The sequence below is a fragment of the Paenibacillus sp. FSL R5-0345 genome (assembly GCF_000758585.1).
GTDB lineage: Bacteria > Bacillota > Bacilli > Paenibacillales > Paenibacillaceae > Paenibacillus_AQ.
In genome coordinates this window covers 5,805,809-5,829,104 of the sequence record NZ_CP009281.1, presented here as the reverse complement: position 1 = coordinate 5,829,104, position 23,296 = coordinate 5,805,809, and the positions used below count along the sequence as shown (strand labels likewise).

The window sequence follows — 23,296 nt, the reverse complement described above, 5'->3', positions numbered from 1 at the left end:
AATGTAAGAACTGCTAGATATAATGGGTTGTAGAATAACAAAGCGGAATGGAGATGTGAATATGGCAGTACTTAGCGCGATTAATCTCACGAAACATTACGGTAAGGGAACTAACTTGGTTAAGGCATTGGATGGAATTAACGTGGAAGTTAATAACGGTGAATTTATAGCGATTGTCGGGACATCAGGAAGCGGGAAATCAACGCTATTACATATGTTTGGCGGACTTGATCGAGCAACTGATGGACAGGTGATCATAGATGGTAAAAATATTTTCGGAATGAAGGATGACGAGTTGACGGTATTTAGAAGAAGAAAGATCGGATTTGTATTTCAGAACTATAATCTGGTGCCGATTCTGAATGTATACGAGAATATTGTGTTGCCTATTGAACTGGATGGAAACAAGATAGATAAGGAATTCGTGGATCATATTGTGAATACGTTAGGACTCTCGCAAAAGTTGGACAACCTCCCCGGTCAGCTTTCAGGGGGTCAGCAGCAAAGAGTAGCTATAGCACGGGCCTTGGCTGCAAAACCTTCCATTATCCTAGCCGATGAACCTACAGGAAACTTGGACAGCATCACCAGCCAGGAGGTCATTGGATTACTCAAAGTAACGAGCAGACAGTTTAATCAGACGATTCTAATGATTACTCATAATGAAGAGATTGCTCAGCTTGCAGACCGGACCATCCGGATAGAGGACGGTAAAATTACTGGAGGGACATTGTGATGATGTTTCCAAACAGCAATAAGCCTATTGTTAAAAAGCTGACGAGTAGAAGTCTGAAAGCCAATCGGACTCGAAATCGTTTTGTGATTCTGGCGATAATTCTCACCACTTGGCTCATTACTTCTTTTTTTAGTATTGGGCTGAGCAACTACAAAACCTTCGAAATGCAGGAATTAAAAATAACCGGGACGATGGCCAATGCCTACTTAACCTCCCCGTCAGAACAACAAATAAACAAGTTAAAGGAACTTTCCTATATTATGTCCATCGGACTTCAGTCCAGAGTAGGTAATGTGATCCATACGCCAGAAATAGGAGATCTTAATTTAGCTCTGCTCTGGTATGACTCTACTGAATGGACGGACATGCGTAAGCCTGTAATCGATGGTCTAGAGGGGACATATCCAGAGAAGGAAAATGAAATCGCTGTTCCTTTATGGATATTACAGTCGATGGGGATAGATGCTCCAAAGATTGGTATGAGCTTGCCGTTAACTTACTCCGTTACCCGCGATGGGGTGAAATTGGAAGAGAGCAACACCTTCATACTAAGTGGATGGTTTACCGATTACAGTCATGTCCGTACCGGAAATACTGGAGCGCTACTGGTATCGGGGGCTTTTGCTACATCTCATGGTGTAGATCTTAAGAATCCCAAAAATGCCACTATTCTTTTTCATGAGAAAAATACGGATGAACTCCTCTCACGTTTGCAACAGGATATCACTTTGGGAGAAAGTCAGAAGCTTGAACCAGTCTCTTACAGGTCTACTACCTCTTCGGACAGAACAGCGACTTTGATTGGATACGCCGGAATAATACTATTTGTTATGCTGAGCGGTTATTTATTGATTTATAATGTGCTTTACATTTCTGTCTCACGGGATACAAGGTTCTACGGTCTGCTTAGAACGCTAGGAACTACACAGCGGCAGATTAAAAAAATAGTCAGAGCTCAAGCCTCAAGGTTAGCACTTATAGCAATTCCACTGGGACTTGCCGCAGGAGCTGTAACTTCTTTCGTACTTGTTCCGCTGGCTATGAGTACCGCTGAATTGGATACGGGTGTGGAGATTTCGTTTCACCCATTAATCTTTATTGGAGCTGCGTTGTTTGCTTGGCTGACCACCATGTTCAGTGCTATTAAACCTGCCTCCATCGCTGGTAAAGTCTCTCCAATAGAAGCAGTAAGATATACAGGGACGATGGTTAAAGCTAAGAAGAAGCGTGGAACTGGCGGTTCTAAGCTGCATCGACTGGCCTGGCGAAATATTTTCAGAGTGAAGAAACGGGCAATGGTTGTATTTCTCTCTTTATTTCTTGGGCTGACGACTTTTCTGGTAATCAATACACTTGTGCTTAGTATGAGTACAGATCATTTTATATCGGAATATATGGATAATGACTTCACGCTGTCGAATCAGACGATGTCCTTTGGATTTGAGGGGGAAGAGAAGGCCAAGATCTCAGAGGATATGATCAAGGAAATTCAGGATATGAAGGGAGTAAAAGAGGTCTTCAAGGCTTATATTGGAATGGCTGAGATGAAATATGACCCTAAGGTATTCGGAAAGTATGTAGATGAATTTGCAAAATCATATCACACAGAACGCCCTGCTGATGAACAATTGGCTAAGGGGCAAGGGATGTTCTCAATGACCCGTGTTACCGGGTTAGACTCAGATCAGGTCAGAAAGTTGGAGGAGAAATTAGGGTTTACTGTAGATATGGAACGTTTTGAAAAAGGTGAGATTGCCTTGCTGGACAATTTTAGTCTCGGTGGTCTTAAGGTTGGAGATCCATTTCAAATCAGTCCTATAAAAAGCGAGGCCGCACAATCTTTCGAAATTGGAGGGCTTGGTGATTTCAGCTCACTGGGATCTTCACATTTTGTGGCTCCGAATGTCTATATCAGCCAAACTGCTATAAAGAAATTCATGAGTAACCCGCTTATAAGTAAAGTGTATATTAATGCTGATCCAAAAGACTGGAAGCAGATTACCGATCAATTGGAAGGACTCATCGGCGGAGATGGTGAGCTGAAGCTGGAGTCGAAGCTGTATATGGAAAAGTTCATGGAATCGGCTAAGCTAACCTTTTACATTATGGGTGGCGGAATTGCGCTCATTCTAGCTCTGATTGGAATTTTGAATTACGTAAATATTATGTATACAGGTGTTGTAGCTCGGAAGCTGGAATTCGCAGTGATGGAGAGTATCGGGATGACCTCTAAGCAGATGAGAAAGCTGTTACTGTATGAAGGGGCAGGTTATGCGATCCTATCGACGTTGCTAATCTCAACAATAGGCACATTAATCAGTTACGGTGCTTATAGCCTGTTTAGCCAAGAAGCTACTTATGCTGTGTTTAGCTTCCCAACCCTTCCGCTTTCTATTGCAATTGTACTCGTTTTTGCGGTTTGCCTGAGTGTTCCGCTAATTGCTTACAAGCAAATTAAAAAGGACAGCATTGTGGAACGTCTGCGGCAAATGGAATAGTGTCAAAAGAAAATAAAGTTCTAGACTGAAAAATAAAGTGTTAGACTCTAAAAATAAAGTTATAGACTAAGAAAATAAATAATTAGACTGGTAACGTCCCATTACGCTAACGGGCAGTTATCTATAAGACGATTGATTCATTCGGGGGATTGCGGGAATTTCAAAAGTGGAATATTATTTAATTATGATTAACGTATTTGCTTACTAATTAATTCTTATATTAATTTTATCGGAGTTGATGTATTATGTATCCCCATCATCAAGCTGCCATTGATGCCATCACCAACAAGCTTAAAGCCAGACCCGACGTACAAGGGATCATCATCGGAGGTTCCGTGGCGCATGGCTTTGCCAACGAAACCTCTGATATCGACATTATGATCGTCCTTTCTGAAGAGGATTACAAAAAAGCTTGTTCCATCCATAATCTTGGGTATTTCGAAACGGAATCCTGTTCTTATGAAGGCGGTTACGTGGACGGGAAAGTTGTATCCGCTTCCTACATCAAGCAAGTGGCCGAATCCGGCAGCGATCCTGCTAAGTTCGCATTCCAGGATGCGTTCGTCACCTATTCCAATATCGAGGGGTTGGAACAGTTGGTCCAATACGCTCCCCGATATCCGGTGGAGAAAAAGGCAGAGAACATGCAGAAGTTCTATGCACAATTCGAAACCTGGAAATGGTATTATTACGAAGGACTGAAACGCAACAATCGTTTATTAATCGACTACTGTTTGACCCACTATGCCTTTTTCGCAGGTAGGTTGATTTTGGTACACAACGAAACGCTGTTCCCTTCTTATAAGTGGTTCTTAAAGGTTCTGGAAGGGGTTGAAAAGAAGCCGGAGAATTTGTTGGCGGACGTCCATCGGGTACTGGAAGAACGAACGCCGGAAGCCGTCGAGAATCTGTACGAGAGTATTGTGGAATTTAATAACTGGTATCAGGCAGAGCATCATTGGTCGGTTCAGTTTATGATGGATAGCCAGCTGAACTGGATGGACGGACCGGTTCCGGTTCTCGATTTATAAACTGTTCCGCTAACGGGACACGTTTGTTCAATAAAACAGCGACAGTCTAGAACTTTATTTTCTTGTCCTTGGCTGTCGCTGTTTCAATTTCAACGCTCAGTCTATAACTTATTTTATGGAGTCTAACGGTATGACAATTAGAAAACCCAAGTGGAATAAAGCCATCCCGTCTAATACTTTATTTTCTGCTGACAAATAGAGCTAATTAATTTACAGCATAGCCTTCCTCTGCTTGTTACAATGATAGGTATAGAGGTGAATTTCAATGACAACCATTCTAATTGTAGAGGATGACCGTCTCTTAAACGAGGGGCTAAAGTTCATGCTTGAAAAAGAAAACTTTAATATTATTCAAGCCTACTCTTATCAACAAGCAGCTTCTAAAATTCAGGATCAGACCCTCGGTCTGGTCCTTTTGGACATTAATCTTCCAGACGGGAGTGGTCTTGCACTGTGTCAGGAAATTCGGCGAATGAGCTCCATCCCGGTAATCTTTCTGACTGCCAACGATACTGAGCAGGATATGGTCACTGGATTTGGGCTCGGTGCAGATGATTATATTGCAAAGCCGTTTAGTATGGTCGTTCTTTTACAACGTGTGAAAGCTGTACTTCGACGAACAGGTACTGATGGAAGCTCGGAGCTGTTTCAATATAAGACTATTACAATTAACTCAGCTAAAATGAAGGTTTACAAATATGGGCAGGAGATCAAACTAACCACCAATGAGTATCGCCTACTTGCCATCTTAACCGAGAATAGGGGTCAGGTTCTTACCCGGAGGTTAATGCTGGAGAAGCTATGGGATATAGAAGGTAATTTCGTGGATGAGAATACACTAAGCGTAAACATTCGTAGGCTGCGCGCTAAAATTGAGGATGATCCTAAAGATTGTCAATACATTAAAACCGTATTCGGCATTGGTTACACATGGGGAGATTAAGGATGAAGAACCCTTTTTCAAAAATTATTTGGAGCTCTTTCGTCCTTTTTGCTGTTATTGTGGCTTTGTTCGGCTCTTTGCTTATCTATTATAAGCCTGAGCGATCTGTAATTATAGGAGCTATGGTGTTTGTTGGCATGATGGCTTTGCTGTTTATAAGTTTTGTGCTCGCACTTCGTAAAGAAATGCTAAACACGCTATCATCATTGTCGGGATTGATTCAAGAGCTTATCAATGGACAAATGACTCAAATGTTCCCGGTGCAGGAGGATACACTACTCTCCAAATTACAGCATCAGGTCATTCAGCTATCTGAGCTGTTGTCTTCGCAGAAGCAGCGTTACCGTGAAGAGAGTCAGGAGGTCAAAACATTAATTTCTGATATTTCTCATCAACTCAAGACCCCTTTAGCTAATTTAGGAATGTATAACAGTCTTCTGATGGATGAAGGGCTCCCCGCTGAAAAACGCAGTGAATTTACTCGCCATATGGGAAGCCAGATTGAGAAGTTATCTTGGCTCATGGAGAATCTGATCAAGTTATCACGGCTCGAATCCGGTATTATAGAGCTCCATGCGGAGAAGCTTAATCTTGAGAACACCGTGCTGTCAGCCATCAAACAGGCATTTCCAGCAGCTGAACAAAAGAATATAGAGATTTTACTGGAAGCGGATCAGGGGATTGCGCTGCAACATGACCCAAAATGGATGGGGGAGGCTATCTATAACATCATCGATAATGCTCTGAAATATACACTTGGGCCCGGCAGTATTAGGATTACACTTCAGCGGTATGATCTGTTTGCAAGGATTGATGTTGCCGATGGTGGAATCGGAATTCCTTCCGCTGAGATCAATGACATTTTTAAACGGTTTTATCGAGGAGCGGGTTCCAATGGAACTGAAGGTGTTGGCATTGGGCTTTATTTAGCCCGCAAAATTGTTGCTGAGCAGGGTGGATATATAAAGGTGAAATCAGAGCTAAGTAAAGGGAGTGTTTTTTCTATATTTTTGCCGATACGTTGATTCTGAATGTACTCGAAGGCTTAGCCCCCGAAATTGGGGCTTTTTCTCATTAAAGTTGCGATTTCATTGAGGAAAAGTGCTTTGCTAGCCCTGTAGTGGTCTGCAGTCGCACAGCTACCTCGACTAAGGTCCAGTACCAAAAACCGTCGTTGGTCTGTTTTGAAAGTCTGCGAATTGCTCTAGAATAAGGCTATAAGGTTAAGGACAACGAAAGGCGGTGAGAAAATAATGCAAAGAAGACAAGGAAACGGATTGGCGGTTGTACTGATTGTGATTGGTGCGGTAATGCTGCTCGGTTTAGCGCTTCCTCTGATTCACGGTATTTTCAGACTACTGTTCCCAGTATTGCTGGTTGTTCTCGGGTACTATGGGATTAAGAGCGGACGCAAGATTATCGGTTGGGTATTAATGTTCATTGGTGTCATGACCTTGATCGCGAAGCTTTCCTGGATCATCGGACCACTGCTAGGTGTGGCGTTGATCGTATGGGGCGTGTATGCCTTAAAGGGTAGAAGAAATGGTACTTATTAAGAAGGATTGTACTTAAATAAGAAGCAGGGAAGGAGCAGGAGATTATGAGTGTTTTTCGTCGCATGAGGGATATTACCGTAGCTAATTTAAATGAACGTCTGGAGCAAAGCCAAGATCCTGTGAAGCTGATTGATCAATTTCTACATTCAACTCGTGAGGAAATCAGTGAAGCTGAAAGATTGTATCAGCAATACGCTTCCCATACGAAGCAACTGCAGCAGCAAGTGAATCAAGCGACTGCCATGCGAAACAAACGTGAGGAACAGGCGCTACTCGCACTAAAAGCGGGCGAAGATCATCTGGCAAAGCTGGCTTTACAAGAAAAAATTATCCACGAGGAAAAGTTGGAGCAGTACAGCGGGCTACTTGAACAAAGTAAGCAATCCTTGTTTGAACTTGAAGGACAGCTGAATGAGCTGAAAATAGAGTATCAGACGGTGTACAGCAAACGTCAGTATTATGCAGCACGGATGGAGTCGCTGAGACTACAGCAACGTATGAATCAAAGAGCAAGTGCTTATGGCAACGGTGGTGATGTTCCCAAAATGTTCGGACGTCTGGAAGATCGGATGTCAGATTGGGAATTAGAAGCGAAGAGCCTCCGCGATGTGCGGCGCATGGGACAGGAATATGCTGTGCAAGCAGGTGAGACTGTAGCAACCGTACTCGAAAGAGAAATGGCTCGCTTAAAGGAGAAACTGAACAATGGTGGAAAGGAGTAGCGCTATGAGTCGATTGTATCGTTCAACTAGAGATAAAGTGATGACGGGTCTTGCAGGTGGATTATCTGAGACACTCGGTATTGATTCCACGCTATTCCGGATTCTGTTACTGGTCAGCATTCCGTTTACAGGAGGCGCCGTGATTCCAGTGTATTTCATTGCAGCATTGGTTATTCCGAAGGAGCCTACGCATTATAATCCTTTCGGACCAGGCCCTGGTGCACCTGGTGGTCCATTCGATGGTCCTTACTCAGGTAGACCCGAACATGGACACGGACCGCATGGCGGACATGGATCTTATGGACGCCAACCTAACTACAATCCTAATTTTGAGAAGAATAACGCATATTCCGCTCCGGATTCCGGTTTGGATGCGATGATGAAGGATATCGAGAAGAAGGCTCTGCAAAAAGAAGTAGAAGAACTAAAACAAAAACTGTCTAAATATGAGAAAGGGGAATTGTAATCATGGGAGTATTTCAAAGAATTAAAGATATGACTAAGGCGTCGGTAAATGACTTGTTGGATAAGGTAGAGGACCCAATCGTAATGCTTAACCAATATCTGCGCGATATGGAGGCTGAAATTCACGAAGCTGAAGTTACAGTTGCTAAACAAATGGCGAACGAACGCCGCATGAAGCAACGCGTGGAAGAAGCAGCAAAAATGTCTGCACAACGCGGAGCACAAGCTGAACTGGCATTGAAAAACGGCCAAGAAGAAGTGACTCGCAAACTGTTGGAGGAAAAAATCTACTTCGATCAAAAACAAGCGGAATACAGCGATCTTCACGCTCAAGCTGAAGTGCAAGCGAAGGAATTGGTAGGACAGCTGCACGATATGAAGGATGAATTCTACAAGCTGCGCAACAAGCGTAACGAGCTCGTATCCCGTGCTCAAATGGCTAAAGCGAAGAAACAAATGTCGCAAATCAGCAGTGTACATTCCATCGAAAGTGGCAGTGCCTCACTCGGATTCCACCGGATGGAAGAAAAAATTATGCAGCTTGAAGCAGAAGCAGATGTACTGCGTGCACCTTACAGCCCATCCGCGGCTTACACTAAACCAGTGGATGTTGAGAAGCAACTGAAAGTGGATGAGCAACTGGCTGCATTGAAAAGCAAGCTGAATGATACACCAGCGGCTCCTTCTTTAAACAAAAAAGAAGAATAAATCCTGTTCCTAAAACTTAAGTAGATATGATATGCTGGACAAGAAGAAGCCATACGGTATGGATCTCCATACCGATATGGCTTTTATAGCGGCTGGCTATAATATATTACTGAGTATGTTTTTCGAAGCAAAACTTTAACTTTAATCCGGTGAATAGTCAGGGAGAGGAAGTTTGGAACTGTAGGAGCAACAGCGAACGAAAGTCCAAACATTCCTCGGAGTGACTATTAGTTCACGGATACTATTGAAGAAAGTTTTGCTTAGCAAAACTTTTGGGAGGTGCGAAATGGATAAACGAAACCGTTTGATTGCCATCGGACTGATCGGTGTTGGCTGCATGATGATTTTTGGTAGATGGCTCGGCTTTTTCTCCATTGTCGCGCTTCTATTCCTGCTTCTAGGGGTCTACCGTACAACGTCAGGCAAGGTGAAGCAGGGTTATAAGCTGCTCGGAATTGGCGCTATACTGCTTTTGCTGGATCATTTAGTGCTCGTACTGGGGATTTGTTTGATCTCTTTGGGAATGTTTTTTACTAAATCCAAAAGAGTTCAGCGTAAGGAAGGGTTTATGCAGAAGCAGAACTTCTCGTCTAGATTTGACTGGGATCGCTCACCTTGGGTGATGCACAGTCTTAGTTCATGGCATATCCTCGGGGAAGCTGATCTTGATCTTTCGCTGGCTATGGCGGAGCAAAAAGAAACAGTTATGCTGTTTCAAGGGATCTTTGGTGATATGGACATTCAATTGTCGGATGATTATGGTGTGGAAATTGAAGCCTTTGTGCTTTTTGGATCGATTGAATTCGGTAATGGGCGCGATACAGGTATGCTGAACCGTCTGAATTGGAAATCCCCTAACTATGATAGCAGTGAATATAAGGTGAAGTTTAGTGTGTCTTATTTGATGGGAGATTTGGATGTGCGATTATCCTGATTAGTTTGATACAGAAGGGAGGGTCCCCATATGGAAAAAAAGAACAAAAACATGATGTCACGCAGTATGGGTGAGGGGGCTCTGTTCTCTTTTGTCATGCTGCTTGTGATATTGTACACCATGTATACATATGGCTATTTGAAGCCTTTTGAAAGCTGGATGATTGGATTACGCACGGCATTCACACTAATTCTGTTACCCATGGGGTTCGGAGTTGGCTTTGGGTTCTATCAGAGCTTTCGTGTAAAGCGAAAGTTGGAACGCTTGAGAGAAACCCTCGTATTGTGGGAGAAGGGCAACCTAACGCTATCTATGCCTGACTTGGGTGACGATGAGCTGGGAAGGCTCGGAGAACAATTGGGCCGAATCAGCGGAAAATGGGAAAACCAAGTGACAACGCTACAGCGCTTGTCTACAAATAACGCAAAGCTCGCGGAACAGGCCAGAGTATCTGCTATTATGGAGGAGCGTCAGCGGCTTGCGCGTGAATTGCATGATGCTGTCTCCCAGCAGCTGTTCGCGATTTCTATGACCGCCACGGCTGTAGGCCGGACGCTGGAGAAGGATTTTGACAAGGCGCAAAGGCAAATTGCACTTATTGAAGAAATGTCTGCTGTAGCGCAATCAGAGATGAGAGCACTATTGCTGCATTTGAGACCTGTTTATTTGGAAGGTAAGGGATTAGCGCAGGGGCTGCAGGAGTTGATCAAGGAGCTTAAGGTTAAGGTTCCGATTGAAATCGTGTTCGAGATGGATCCTGATGTACAATTGTTAAAAGGGGTAGAGAATCACTTATTCCGAATTGTGCAGGAGGCAATCTCCAATACGCTTCGTCATGCGAAAGCAGAGAAGATGGAAATCAGACTGCATCGGCGAGGAGATACGGTTCGTTTGACGCTCCGTGATGATGGGATTGGTTTTGAATTGGATGAGAGTAAACAAACTTCCTACGGTTTGTCGAACATGCAGGAGCGGATGAATGAAATCGGGGGTTCCATTCAGTTTATTACCGCTCCGGGTAAAGGAATGCGGATTGAAATAACCGTTCCGTTAGTCAATGAATAATAGGAGGAAAGAGTGACCATGGAGATGGAGGAAGCCATTAAGGTATTACTTGTAGATGATCATGAAATGGTACGGATCGGACTAGCTGCTGTACTTGGGACTGAAGACGGGATTGAAGTTGTAGGTGAAGCTGGAAGTGGAGAAGAAGGTATCCGCCTGGCACAAGAGTACAATCCGGATGTAGTCCTGATGGATCTCGTAATGGACGGGATGGATGGGATTGAAACGACAAAACAATTAATGAAGCAATATCCCGAAATCAAAGTGATTGTGTTAACAAGCTATCTGGATGATGAAAAAATGTATCCGGTGATTGAGGCGGGTGCGTTTAGTTATCTATTAAAGACCTCGCGAGCTAGTGAAGTTGCGGATGCCATACGCGCTGCGGCAAGAGGGCAGTCTGTACTCGAGTCACAAGTCGCCTCAAAAATGATGAATCGTTTTCGAAACAATGCCAAGGGTGAATCCCCTGCTTATAAAGAGCTTACCGAGCGCGAGATGGAAGTATTACGTCTGCTGGCGCAAGGTAAATCGAATCAGGATATCGCTGATCAACTAATTATTGGGATCAAAACTGTGAAATTTCATGTAACGAATATTCTCGCGAAGCTGGGTGTGGAAGATCGAACCCAAGCAGCAATTTATGCATATAAAAATGGACTAGCTGAATAATTGGATATCCCAATTGGTGTGAGTACAAGAACTGGCCAGAGTAAGAAGGGCTGGTTTTTTTGTGTGCACGAGTATATGAAAATACTTGTCTCCGTATAAAATCTTGTAAAGTGGACATCCTGTTTAGTAGATTAATAGACCGGATTGAGAGGGTGTTGGATTGTGGGGTATGTGGAAGAAAGTAAGGGAAAGAGACACGATGCAGGCCGAAAAAGCGGTATTAAAGGAATGTTGCTGGTATTTATTCTATGCTGTACTGCGTTACTTTTGGCAGGTTTTCGGGGCGAAGGTGAAAAAGAGAGCAGCCAGATCGCCCAATTGAAAAAGTCACTTCCTCTCCTGACCTCCCTTGGTAAAAGTGTTACAGTACCCGGATCCCCTCTTCGTTTAGTTTTAAAATGGCAGGGAGAATTCAATGGTGATGGTCTAGAGGCTGGTGTCACTGCAACTAACCTATCCGATGATCTTGGGTTGGGAGAAACAAGCCGGGAAGACGGGGGGGAACATCTTACTTACCGTTCGTCTGCCGACAGAGCCGGTTTGCAAACCACCATGTTCTGGAGTGAGCTGGGAAACGGACGTAGTTATGTGATTGTAACCCTGGAGACACCTGATTTGTTAAATACTCCGGATCTGCAAGCTGAAGCAGAAGAGGCTGGCGCGAAACTACAGAAGGTCGGCATCACAGCGGAATGGAATACCTCGCTTCAGGGGGCTGCGAAGGAGCAGGAGCATCCTCAGAAGGCTCTACTGTTAACGGAGCAGAATATGTACGCACAGCTGCCCGATCTTAAAGTACAGGAAAGCTACGAAGACGAAACAACAGCCAGCCATACTTATAGCACATCGGCATTGTTGCATTCCGTAATCAGCGGAAACCACGAGGTAGTCCTACAGGCAGCTATTCATCAGGATGCAAAAGAGGGCAGCAGCCGCGTTACGATTGGATTACCATTAATAACAATAGAATATTGAAAAGACCAATCAAGGATCTATTGTAGAATGCCCGTACTTACAATTTTAACATCAACCTTGGTATGGAATTTTACTTTCCGGTAATCCTCAGACCAATTTTTGTTGCTCCAGACATTGTGATGATAAGCAATAAGTTTTCTTCCTACACCAAAGATATCACAGTTTGCCTTTTGGATTTCATTAACAACTGTCTTGGCTTCCTTTGTAAGTAAATCTGAAAGATCTTGACTGACTTTTTTAAGTTCTTTCTCGTCGAGTACATCGGTAAACTCTTCTACGACGGCTTGCAGCTCCAAGCCCAAATTTACATCAATGCTTTCATCATCAGCAATGGTTACCTTGAATTGCCGCTTTATTTTTTTTGAACCCACATTAATAGTAATGAAATTCCGAATATCATCGGAATGTCCCAAATCAAGTTTCTTAGTGAAGCGGGCATTTTTCCCCTGTTGTCCCATCAGCAGAACCATCATGATTGACTGATCGGGGTTCAACATTCCGCTGTAATTCTGGTCATGAAAGAGAGCTACCCCTTTCGTGATTATTTCGCCCCCATCTCTGCCTAGATATGGAAGAGCAAAGTCATGCCCTGGATCCATCAGGGATCGGAACACGGTATCTGCCGTTTCTTTTGGAAAAATACTCATTTCTTCCAGACTATCGATCTTTTGCTTAATGAATTCACCGATCTTTAATTCCCCAACCTTTTTTTGTTCAAGAATTTGGGCAGCTTCTCCTTCCGTAATAATTAGCCGAACGTTGGATGTTGGATTGCTTGGATCCCTGTAATTCACATCCAGAATAGGGTACAGGCCACGCTCAGCCGTAGTCCTTCCCATAAGCTCAAACCCATATTTAATAAATCTAATGTTTCCCCTAACTTTATTTCGCAATTGATTGCTCGCATTGCGCACAGTCGATCCGATACTCGAATGGATTTCATTCTTGGTAGCTTTCTGCTCAATATCGGGGGGAATGATTAATTCGATGGTTTCTTTGATCTCTCCGTTCTCTGTATAATCAATTGCAGCACAATAAGCCAGATGCAGGTCTTTCAAATATTCCCGGTCCCAACATCCAGTAAGACAGATGGAAACAAGGGCAATTAAAAGTAAATGCGACTTGAATTTCATGTCAAACTTCATGCAAGACCACCTGGCTTTCTCTTCATAAATAGGGAAATCATCAGCAATAACATCGATAATCCGGCAATAAACACATAGGCCGCATAGTTAGCGGCCGTATCAAAAAGATGTACACCTGCAGGAGTTACAGGTGCAAGTGCGATCATAAAAGAAATGATTTTTACAAACGGAGCAAAATGTTTATGGCTTTTTCGACTAAATAAAACACTGAGTCCAATGGATGCTGCATAGCAGTAGCTAACAATAGAACAAACAAGCGTGATGGCCCAAATCGGCAGAAACAGGATATCTGCACGATCCACGATATAAAAGTTAAGAGATTTTACTAAGTAAATGACGGGTTCGGGCATGATTTTGATTTGCTCAGAGTTAAATACCATCAGACAGGTGGATACCACAAAGACATAGAGCAGGGTTACGAACCAACTGGCTAGACTAATGGTCATTAATTTTTGTTTATTTGTACCTTCGGAAAGCGGATAGACGATCATCATCATTTCGAAACCATACATAGATTTAGTTGATTCCTGTGCTCCCTTCACGACATTCCAGAACCCATTCTCCAGAAGGGGGAGCATAAATTCAAAATGAGCTTGAGTTAAACCATAGCTGACAAATAGTATAAGCGGAACAAAAAGAAATGTTGCCAATGTATAGAATCTGGCCAACACTGTAAGCTTTTCTCTTGCCAAATAGAGAGTCATGATCGAGAAAAGGGTTAATATAGCCCATCTTGGTGTGGATTGCAGAATCCACCTCTGCAGCACCTCCACCGCACTGAACATAATATTGGAGCCAAGCAGAACAAAGTAACTGATGTAAGCGATTATAAGTATTCTACCTATAATTGGACCTCCGAGCTTTAAACATATAGAAAATAAGTTGAGTCCGGGGAAATTTTTCAGCAGAACCCATAGAAGAATGATAACAAGTTGGGTAATGATGCCCGCAATCAAAACAGAGAGCGCTCCTCCACCCTTGGCCGCTTCGTTAAGCTTGAAGGGAAGAGACAGAATGCCAACCCCGATTTGGGCTTGAATCATAAAGCAGAAAAGCTGCCCCCTCGTTATCATTTTTTCTTTTTGAGTCATTCTTATAACTCCTGTCGTTCAGAGTAAATGATTATTCTTCTTCTGCCTCTGATTTGCTTGTATTCTTGCGGATGGACCATATCGGAAGGCGCAAAAAGGTGTCTTTCAAGCTTTGAATATTTACCGGGCTTAGAGGCGTAAGGTAAGGTTGTCCAAAAGATTCAAGCTTACACAAATGTATAAAAATAAGTGTCAACCCAAATGATATGCCAATATATCCGAACAAAGAGGCAGCAACCATAAGTGGAAACCGCATAAATCGGATCGCGGAGCTCATCTCGTTGGAAGGGATGAGAAAGGATGATATGGCAGTCAATGCGACAACGATGATCATTGAGTAAGAGACCAATCCAGCTTTAACAATGGCATCCCCGATGACCAAACCACCTACAATCCCAATGGTTTGACCTACACGGCTGGGCAGACGGAGCCCTGCCTCCCGCAGCAGTTCGAATATGAGTTCAAGCAGCATCGCTTCTACCAATGGAGGGAATGGGATCCGGGTCAGTGAACCTTGAATTGTGAAGAACAATTGCAAGGGAAGGACGCTGGAGTGAAAAGAAACGGTGGCAATATAGAGCGCGGGCAGTTGGAATGCTGTTACAAAACCAATCAGACGGATAAAACGGACAAAGGAAGCAATCAGCCATCGATTGCTATAGTCATCCGGCGTCTGATAGAAGGTGAAGAAGCTGGCAGGTACAATCAGAGCTGTGGGATCTCCATCCAGCAGGATTGTGACGTATCCTTTCAGCAAGTAGAAGGAGGTATGGTCTGGGCGCTCTGTATTGATATGTTGTGGAAATATAGAGTACGAATTATCCTCCGTTAATTCCTGAATAAAGCCGGTGGAGAGTACCGAATCAAGAATGATTTTTTGTATTCTAGATTCTACTTTTTTTACTAATTCAGGTTTGGCAAGGTTCTCCATATAGATTAAAGCTACCTTTTTGGGAGCGATTTTCCCAAGGGTAAAGTAGCGAACAGTAAGGTTTGGAGTGGTGATTTGTTTACGTATCAGGTATAAGTTAACCGTCATATCTTCAATAAAACCGTTATGCGGCCCCCGAATAACTGCTTCATTAAGAGGTTCGGCTATGGTTCGTTCGTGTTTGGCAGGAGTAGAGAGGATATAAAATTCAGATATTCCTTCAACAAAGTAGAGGCAGCCTCCGTTAATAAGTCCCTGAATACCTTTATTTAGTTCTGTTTCCACATCGAAGCTGAGCGTTGTAAATAGTTTGGAAAGCTCTTTTTTTTTGCTATTGTAAAAAGGAGCAATCACATTCTGCTCAACCAGTTCCGTGTCTGCCATGGACTCTAGATAAAAGAGAATTCCTTCAGTTTCGTTAAAGGATATTCTTCTTTTTTTAAGATCATTTGAATAGAACAAAGCTGCTTCGATGAAATCGGCGTTTTGATCTACAGTAGTGAATGAGATCTGTGTTTGGTCAGTCATTAAGGGTGCTCGACTTTCGAGTTATTTTCCTTTAACGTTCCCGAATGATTTGCAGAATATTCCTGAATGAAAGTAACTATTAATGGATAAAGTGACAAACACTTCGTCAATATAGATAGTTTTATAAGGTGAAGTATAATTAGTAATAAGAAATTTTAATTGAAATTTGCGAAATCCCGAGAGTATTTGTCAGGAATCTGATAGCATCCTTTTTAGGAATATGCTAAAATGACATAACGTCGTTTTCTCGACGCTGAGAATGTCAATAAACTATATTACATACAGAAAGATGAGGAGCCATGGCTGAAAATCAAACCCTTGATGCACTGCACACACCCGGTGCTGTCTTTTTTATCTTTGGGGCAACCGGAGATTTAGCCCGGCGTAAGCTTTTCCCGGCGATTTACAGCTTGTACCGTGAAGGTAAGCTGGCACATGATTTTGCGGTAATTGGCGTGGCGCGGCGCCCGCGTACTCAGGAAGAATTTAGAAGTGATGTGAAGGAATCCATCCTTGAATTCTGCCGTTATAAAGCGGGAGAAGAGAGCGAATGGAATGAGTTTGTACAGCATTTTGAATACAAATCTCTGGACATCAACGATATTGATGGCTTCCGTGAATTAAGAGCTCAAACAGAAGCGCTTGAAGAGAAGTTTAGAATTCCGGGCAATCGGATGTTCTATCTTGCGCTGGCACCTGAATTGTTCGGTAGTGTCTCGTTCAACCTTAAGGCTGGCGGTATGCTGGATAGCACAGGTTGGAATCGCCTCGTCATCGAGAAGCCTTTTGGATATAATCTGGAGTCAGCTGAGCAGCTGAACGAGCAGATCCGTGAGGTGTTCAAGGAAGAGGAAATCTACCGGATCGATCATTATCTTGGTAAAGAAATGGTTCAGAATATTGAAGTCATTCGTTTTGCCAATGCTTTTTTCGAACCGCTTTGGAATAATAAGCATATTGCCAATATTCAAATTACACTTGGCGAAACCGTAGGTGTTGAAGAGCGTGGTGGTTATTATGACCATGCTGGAGCGTTACGGGATATGGGCCAGAATCATATATTGCAACTGCTGACTATGATCGCAATGGAACCACCAAGCCGTCTGCTTGCAGAAGATATTCGTGACGAGAAGGTGAAGGTACTTCGTTCCCTTCGTCCTTATGGTACATCTGACGAGGTTCGTGAGAACGTCGTGAGAGCACAGTATATTCAAGGCTTGCATGGTGGCAAGACCCTTCCTGCTTATCGTCAGGAAGATAAGGTTGATCCTGAATCGAGTACCGAGACGTATTTTGCTGCCCGTGTGTTTGTAGATAACTTCCGCTGGGCTGGAGTTCCTTTCTATATTCGTACAGGTAAACGTCTACCGGTGAAGACAACGGAAGTGGTAGTTGAGTTCAAGGGCATGCCAACCAATGTTTATTTGGGACAAAAGCATACGTTGGAGCCTAACCTGCTTGTTATCCGTGTGAACCCTATGGAAGGCATTTATGTGAAGATTAATGCCAAGAAGCCGGGTTCTGAGTCTGAAATTCAACCGCTCGCTATGGACTTCTGTCAAAGCTGCTTGGTTGGAATCAATTCCCCGGAAGCTTACGAGCGTTTGCTTCATGACGCGGCACGCGGAGATTCTACTTATTTCACGCGTTGGGATGAGGTATCGTCGGCATGGTCGTTCGTGGATCGTATTGCGAAGGCTTGGAAGGAAGAGTCGAGTGATCTATCGTCTTATCCTGCTGGCACTTGGGGTCCGGTTGAAGCGGATCAACTGCTTGCTCAGGATGGCTTCCATTGGTGGCCGGTAAACGGTCAGGAAGAAGATAATGTAGTATGGTTGAAGAATAACTAAACTTTGAGTTAATGCTATCTCCCTGCAGAGGATGCAGGGAGATTTTTTGTAATGCTGAGATTAACACTCAGCTTCACAAGGCCACTCTGGCTCCAAATGCCGCTCGGGCGACAGAAGCATTTTTCAAATAACTGCACTTTGTACAATTAAAATCACATATTGGGTGGAGATTAGTGTTTTAAGTGTATTTTCTGCAACTATTTTCTCCGTATAAGGCCGAAAAGCTAGCACATTGATTTTTTAATTGCATCAAATACAACTAAAGGCGATTGGAAATGCTAATACTTCAAATAAGTGTAGGAAATACAACTATTTTACTATAAGAGACTGCGGAGAAATGTGAAACGAATTCAAGGGAGGGGCCTGTATTCAACGGGTGGCCATGGGGAGCCCTGTTTCCAATTAATACACACCTCTTTGGGACGGAACGAGCGGACCTTTTCCTCCGAAATGCATGTTTTAGTCGAGCTTACGGACAAATGTATGCGAAAAACCGAATACAATGTTTCTCGGGTAGCGTAAACGAGCCAATTGTATGCGAAAAACCGAATACAATGCGCCGCCAGTAACGTAATCGAGCCAAATGTATGCGAAAAACCGAATACAATGCGCCGCCAGTAACGTAATCGAGCCAAATGTATGCGAAAAACCGAATACAATGTGCCTCCGGTAACATAAACGAGCCAAATGTATGCGAAAAACCGAATACAATGCGCCGCCAGTAACGTAAACGAGCCAGATGTATGCGAAAAACCGAATACAATGTGCCTCTGGTAGCGTAAACGAGCCAAATGTATGCGAAAAACCGAATACAATGTGCCTCCGGTAACATAAACGAGCCAATTGTATGCGAAAAACCGAATACAATGCGCCGCCAGTAACGTAATCGAGCCAAATGTATGCGAAAAACCGAATACAATGTGTCTCGGGTAGCGTAAACGAGCCAGATGTATGCGAAAAACCGAATACAATGTGCCTCTGGTAGCGTAAACGAGCTAGCGCTGTTATCCGCCCTGAATCACCCAGGAATGGACTTGTTATTAGGGAATAAGTGGAATATGATTCGTCCCTTATATATGTGCTCATTTCATCGAAATAAAGATCCGTACGGTCCGTAAACGGAATCTAACTACGAAGGTGCATATGGATACGAGTATGGAACGGATGTACTCAGCTTGTAACGCTACCTCCAAGGACGCCGACAGGCGTTTTTCTTATTGAGCTATGGGAACTGCTGAACAGGATACAGACCTGATTTGGGAGATATTTTGCTGTAATAGCTTTTTAGTAGATAATGTCTGTCGGATTTTGATATACTTTAGAGGATGCTTTCACTTGAAGCGGACTGGAGCTAGACCTAAGATAGCTATTCATTCAGAAATGAAGGGGTATGAACAATGAGCAGAGCACCGATTTGAAGATAACCCCAGTGTAATTGAAGCAGAAGTAGGAATTTTATATATGAAGGGATATGTGTAATGAACAAAGCAATAGATCAGAAGCTGCAAAAGGAAGTGGACAGACGCAGAACCTTTGCGATCATTTCCCACCCGGATGCGGGTAAAACAACTTTAACGGAAAAACTACTGTTATTCGGTGGCGCTATCCGTCTGGCGGGAACCGTTAAGGCCCGTAAAGCGAACAAGCACGCCACGAGTGACTGGATGGAAATTGAAAAGCAACGGGGGATTTCTGTTACTTCCTCTGTCATGCAGTTTGATTACTTGAATCACCGTGTGAATATTTTGGATACTCCGGGTCACCAAGACTTTAGTGAGGACACCTACCGTACACTAACTGCAGCGGATAGTGCAGTCATGCTTATCGACGTGGCAAAAGGTGTGGAAACCCAAACGACTAAACTGTTTCAGGTCTGTGCGAAACGTGGGATTCCGATCTTTACCTTTATTAATAAGCTAGACCGTGAAGGACGCAGTCCGTTTGATCTGATGGAAGAGCTGGAGCAGGTACTGGGTATTCGCTCTGTGCCAATGAACTGGCCGATCGGCAGTGGCCGTGAATTATGTGGTGTATATGACCGGATGAAGAATCAGGTAGAACTGTTCCAAGGTGACGATCATTCCGTAATCAAGGTTCAGAAGGTTGATGGATATCGTGATCCAATCATTCGTGAAATGGCTGGAGAATATCTGCATGATCAATTGTGTCAGGATCTGGAGCTGCTGGATGTAGCAGGTGACGCTTTTGACTATGAAAAAGTATTAAGTGGTGAACTCACACCTGTGTTCTTTGGTAGTGCGATCAACAATTTCGGCGTACAGACTTTCCTCGATAATTTCTTGGATTTGGCACCGAAGCCTGAACCACGCCGTAGTACTACAGGTTTGGTAGAACCAATGAATGAGAAATTCACTGGTTATGTGTTCAAAATCCAAGCCAATATGAACCCGGCTCACCGTGACCGGATTGCTTTCCTGCGTATTGTATCCGGGAAGTTCGAACGTGGGATGAGCGTAAAGCATGTGCGTGTGGGTAAGGACATTAAGCTGGCCCAGCCGCAACAATTCTTGGCGCAAGACCGTGATATCGTAGAGGAAGCTTATCCAGGAGATATTATCGGGCTGTTTGATCCAGGTATTTTTAGAATTGGAGATACACTGAGTCAGGCCGGAGATTTGGAATTTGATGAGCTGCCAACATTCTCACCAGAGATTTTTGCTAAAGTGAGTATTAAAAATGCTTTGAAATCGAAGCAATTCCAAAAGGGTGTCGATCAGCTGACTGAAGAGGGTATGATTCAAGTATTCCGTACGGTTAACTTTGACGATATTCTGCTCGGCGTAGTTGGACAGCTGCAGTTTGAGGTGTTCGAGTACCGCATGAAAGGTGAATATGGTGTAGATGTTCAGTTACAGCGTATGCCATACCAGTTCGCGCGTTGGATCGTAGATGATGCTAAACCGGATGCGAGTAAGTTCCGTATTAACTCTACGCTCGTTACAGATAAGAAGGGCAATTTTGTCGTGTTGTTCGAGAATGAATATGCTATGCGGACAGCGATGGATAAGAACCCGACAGCTACGTTCCTGGAGATGGCTCCAAAAACATTGCTATAGTAAGGAAGCTATAACTTCCTGATGGTTAATAAAAACCTCCGCCTCCATAGGTGAGTTTCACTATGGTAAGACGGAGGTTTTTGGCTAATTACGTCTAGTTATGAAGTGATATTGCCAGGGGTAATTGTCTCCAAGTGATCATGCAGCATAGAGACCAAATTATCTTGTTTAGCGGTGTCCAGGTCTTTCCATATCATTTCAAACACGGCGCCAAGTCCCGGGAGTGCTGCTTCCGGTCCGTCTACCGAGCCTTCAATCATATGCCGCAAATCCTCTTCAGATTGACCATGCACTTTATGAATAATCGCCTGACGTAAGTCAATGGTAACTGGCATGAAAAAGTACCTCCTTTTTGGAATGTAGTGATATTCACTTCGTTTTAATGTACCCTGTATGGGTGCTGGAAATTCAAGTTTTTGCTACGAGAAACGGTTGTCATCCATAAAGGACCACAATGACGTTTCTTCTTGGCTTATGCTATACTATTTGAGATATAGAATGCTACGGGAGGTACATATAGACATGGCCAAAAAACAATATGCTATTATTGGCATGGGGCGTTTCGGATCCAGTGTTGCTAGAGCGCTCAGCGGTATGGGGTATGATGTACTTGCGATTGATGCGGACGAGCAGCGAACACAGGAGATTTCAAATATAGTAACACACGCCGTATCTGCAGATTCTACGGATGAGGAAGCGTTACGCGCACTTGGTATTCGCAATTTTGATGTAGTCGTTGTAGCCATTGGTGAGGACATCCAAGCTAGCATTCTGACAACTTTAATCCTGAAGGATCTTGGAGTGCCAGCAATTATTGCAAAAGCCAAAAGTGAACTGCACGGCAAAGTATTAGGTAAAATTGGTGCGGACAAGGTGATTTATCCTGAACGGGATATGGGAATGCGGGTTGCGCATCATTTGGCTTCGCCTAATATATTGGATTATATCGAGCTGTCGCCTGATTATAGTATTTTGGACATGAAGGTATCCGGATCGATGATCGGAAAAAATCTACAAGAGCTCGATATCCGCGCAAAATATGGCTGTAACGTAATGGCTATTCGCCAAGGTGAAGAGATGAACATCTCCCCTCGCGCAGAGGATCGCTTGATCGACGGGGATATTCTTGTAATCGTTGGGCATAAGGATAATCTGACGAAGCTTGAGATCGCGTATCAGTAGGTGGGGCGATTCTGATGATAAGCGTTATTCCGAGGAAAGTCGGAGTTCCGGTCGCTGTTGTCTCCAGATTTTTTTGATTTGAACCGCTTGCTGCGGATAAAATCCCGAGACTGCTTATGCTTTCGAAGTGAGCTTTACTTCGTAAAGCTTTCGGGCGAACGCTTACGCTCCTACAGTTCCAAATTTCCTCTCCATAACGTAATCATCAGGTTTATAGGGGAGTAGAAGAGAAGAAGAACAAAGATAAAGATAAAAAACAAAGATAAAGATAAAGATAAAGAACAAAGATATAAGAACAAGAATAAATGGCAAGGCATAAGAAAGGAAGACTTTATGGAAATCATGTCTCCGCAAAATACGCGGGTTAAAGAGTGGGCCGGGCTGCAGGAGAAAAAGCACCGTGACAAGGCTCGTAAATATATCGTAGAAGGCGTTCATCTGGTACAGGAAGCGCTGCTGGCTGAAGCAGATGTGGAATGTTTGGCCTATGACCTCGACAAAGGAATGCCTGCTGAACTCAAGGGGCTTCTTCAGTCCGTTCAGGGTATGGATGTGATTGGCGTGTCAGCGGCCATTATCTCGAAATGCAGCAGCACTAATACACCGCAGCCAGTGTTCGCCATCGTGCGGAAGGAACAGCAGGCAGTAGAGGCTATCCTAGCGAAGAAGAATAGTCTGGTGGTTGTCCTGGACGGTGTACAGGACCCCGGCAATGTCGGCACCATCATCCGCAGTGCGGATGCTGCGGGAGCAGACGGAGTGATCCTCGGTCAAGGCTGTGCCGACCTGTACAATCCGAAGACCATCCGTTCCACGATGGGCTCAATGTTCCATCTCCCGGTGGTGGAGGGAGATCTAAGTGAGATTTTGCCACAGGCCCGGGAACGCGGGGCATTGCTGGTAAGTACTTCGCTGCAAGGAGAAGAATCTTGCTATCAGCATGATTTTCACGGCAGTCAGTGGCTTCTGATTGGCAGCGAGGGTAAAGGTATTTCGCCTGAAACTGCTCGACTCGTGGACAAGAGTATCATCATCCCGATGGCAGGCCGCGCTGAATCACTAAATGCGGCGATGGCAGCGACGATTTTGCTGTTTGAGGGGATGCGGCAGCGGGAGGCATAAGCTGCTTCTAAAAAAGGAACGGACGATAAAAAACTGCAAGCTCATGATTGAGTTGCAGTTTTTTT

The 23,296-nt window shown here is 43.8% G+C and carries 21 protein-coding genes; 17 read left to right on the top strand and 4 right to left on the bottom strand.

Features of this window, described 5'->3' with window-relative positions; genetic code table 11:
• Positions 1 to 61 precede the first annotated feature (61 nt).
• From R50345_RS25585 to R50345_RS25525, 13 genes are all read left to right on the top strand, one after another.
• Entirely contained in the window at positions 62 to 736 is a 675-nt protein-coding gene (locus tag R50345_RS25585) for an ABC transporter ATP-binding protein (RefSeq protein WP_042131000.1), read from the top strand.
• On the top strand, positions 736 to 3,234 hold the full coding sequence (locus R50345_RS25580; protein ID WP_042130999.1) for an ABC transporter permease: 2,499 nt from the start codon (positions 736 to 738) through the stop codon (positions 3,232 to 3,234). The genes R50345_RS25585 and R50345_RS25580 overlap by 1 nt, the downstream gene beginning before the upstream one ends.
• 245 nt (positions 3,235 to 3,479) lie before the next feature.
• Positions 3,480 to 4,265 (top strand): nucleotidyltransferase domain-containing protein, encoded by a 786-nt coding sequence (locus R50345_RS25575; protein ID WP_042130998.1) that lies wholly within the window; start codon positions 3,480 to 3,482, stop codon positions 4,263 to 4,265.
• A 265-nt stretch (positions 4,266 to 4,530) separates the two neighbouring features.
• The gene (locus tag R50345_RS25570) at positions 4,531 to 5,208 is read left to right on the top strand and encodes a response regulator transcription factor (protein WP_042130997.1); all 678 of its coding nucleotides are present in this window, start codon (positions 4,531 to 4,533) and stop codon (positions 5,206 to 5,208) included.
• 2 nt (positions 5,209 to 5,210) lie between these two features.
• Positions 5,211 to 6,233, top strand: a complete 1,023-nt coding sequence (locus tag R50345_RS25565) for a sensor histidine kinase (protein ID WP_042130996.1) — start codon at positions 5,211 to 5,213, stop codon at positions 6,231 to 6,233.
• A gap of 228 nt (positions 6,234 to 6,461) precedes the next feature.
• A complete protein-coding gene (locus R50345_RS25560; protein ID WP_042130995.1) occupies positions 6,462 to 6,764 on the top strand; it encodes a LiaF transmembrane domain-containing protein in 303 nt (100 codons plus the stop codon).
• 44 nt (positions 6,765 to 6,808) lie between these two features.
• Complete coding sequence (locus R50345_RS25555) at positions 6,809 to 7,486, top strand: PspA/IM30 family protein (RefSeq protein ID WP_042130994.1); 678 nt, start codon at positions 6,809 to 6,811, stop codon at positions 7,484 to 7,486.
• On the top strand, positions 7,470 to 7,952 hold the full coding sequence (locus R50345_RS25550) for a PspC domain-containing protein (RefSeq protein WP_231573936.1): 483 nt from the start codon (positions 7,470 to 7,472) through the stop codon (positions 7,950 to 7,952). The genes R50345_RS25555 and R50345_RS25550 overlap by 17 nt, the downstream gene beginning before the upstream one ends.
• Positions 7,953 to 7,954: 2 nt before the next feature.
• Positions 7,955 to 8,659 carry a PspA/IM30 family protein gene (locus R50345_RS25545; protein ID WP_042130993.1) on the top strand — a complete coding sequence of 235 codons (705 nt, stop codon included), beginning with the start codon at positions 7,955 to 7,957 and terminating at the stop codon, positions 8,657 to 8,659.
• 286 nt (positions 8,660 to 8,945) lie between these two features.
• Positions 8,946 to 9,593, top strand: a complete 648-nt coding sequence (liaF, locus tag R50345_RS25540; protein ID WP_042130992.1) for a cell wall-active antibiotics response protein LiaF — start codon at positions 8,946 to 8,948, stop codon at positions 9,591 to 9,593.
• 30 nt (positions 9,594 to 9,623) lie between these two features.
• On the top strand, positions 9,624 to 10,658 hold the full coding sequence (locus R50345_RS25535) for a sensor histidine kinase (protein WP_042130991.1): 1,035 nt from the start codon (positions 9,624 to 9,626) through the stop codon (positions 10,656 to 10,658).
• An 18-nt stretch (positions 10,659 to 10,676) separates the two neighbouring features.
• A complete protein-coding gene (locus R50345_RS25530) occupies positions 10,677 to 11,330 on the top strand; it encodes a response regulator (RefSeq protein ID WP_036685532.1) in 654 nt (217 codons plus the stop codon).
• Between the two features lie 171 nt (positions 11,331 to 11,501).
• Complete coding sequence (locus R50345_RS25525) at positions 11,502 to 12,305, top strand: YwmB family TATA-box binding protein (RefSeq protein ID WP_231573933.1); 804 nt, start codon at positions 11,502 to 11,504, stop codon at positions 12,303 to 12,305.
• Positions 12,306 to 12,322: 17 nt separating this feature from the next.
• On the opposite strand, the gene R50345_RS25520 is transcribed toward R50345_RS25525, so the two are convergent.
• The 3 genes from R50345_RS25520 to R50345_RS25510 are packed head-to-tail and all read right to left on the bottom strand — an operon-like array spanning position 12,323 to position 16,000.
• Positions 12,323 to 13,450: a Ger(x)C family spore germination protein gene (locus R50345_RS25520; RefSeq protein WP_052414739.1), complete on the bottom strand. Its 1,128-nt coding sequence runs from the start codon at positions 13,448 to 13,450 to the stop codon at positions 12,323 to 12,325.
• Entirely contained in the window at positions 13,447 to 14,541 is a 1,095-nt protein-coding gene (locus R50345_RS25515; RefSeq protein ID WP_042130989.1) for a GerAB/ArcD/ProY family transporter, read from the bottom strand. Before R50345_RS25515 ends, R50345_RS25520 begins: the two co-directional genes overlap by 4 nt.
• A 31-nt stretch (positions 14,542 to 14,572) precedes the next feature.
• The gene (locus R50345_RS25510; protein ID WP_042130988.1) at positions 14,573 to 16,000 is read right to left on the bottom strand and encodes a spore germination protein; all 1,428 of its coding nucleotides are present in this window, start codon (positions 15,998 to 16,000) and stop codon (positions 14,573 to 14,575) included.
• A gap of 299 nt (positions 16,001 to 16,299) precedes the next feature.
• On the opposite strand from R50345_RS25510, the gene zwf reads away from it, so the two are divergent.
• Complete coding sequence (zwf, locus tag R50345_RS25505) at positions 16,300 to 17,850, top strand: glucose-6-phosphate dehydrogenase (RefSeq protein ID WP_042130987.1); 1,551 nt, start codon at positions 16,300 to 16,302, stop codon at positions 17,848 to 17,850.
• Between the two features lie 1,478 nt (positions 17,851 to 19,328).
• Complete coding sequence (locus R50345_RS25500; protein WP_042130986.1) at positions 19,329 to 20,927, top strand: peptide chain release factor 3; 1,599 nt, start codon at positions 19,329 to 19,331, stop codon at positions 20,925 to 20,927.
• 98 nt (positions 20,928 to 21,025) lie between these two features.
• Here the strand turns inward: R50345_RS25500 and R50345_RS25495 are convergent, their stop codons facing one another.
• Positions 21,026 to 21,262, bottom strand: coding sequence for a small acid-soluble spore protein SspI (locus R50345_RS25495; protein WP_042130985.1), 237 nt, complete (start codon positions 21,260 to 21,262; stop codon positions 21,026 to 21,028).
• Between the two features lie 163 nt (positions 21,263 to 21,425).
• On the opposite strand from R50345_RS25495, the gene R50345_RS25490 reads away from it, so the two are divergent.
• Both R50345_RS25490 and R50345_RS25485 read left to right on the top strand, forming a co-directional pair.
• Positions 21,426 to 22,109 (top strand): potassium channel family protein, encoded by a 684-nt coding sequence (locus R50345_RS25490; RefSeq protein WP_331281342.1) that lies wholly within the window; start codon positions 21,426 to 21,428, stop codon positions 22,107 to 22,109.
• Positions 22,110 to 22,442: 333 nt separating this feature from the next.
• A complete protein-coding gene (locus tag R50345_RS25485) occupies positions 22,443 to 23,231 on the top strand; it encodes a TrmH family RNA methyltransferase (protein WP_042130983.1) in 789 nt (262 codons plus the stop codon).
• The last annotated feature ends 65 nt before the right edge of the window (positions 23,232 to 23,296 follow it).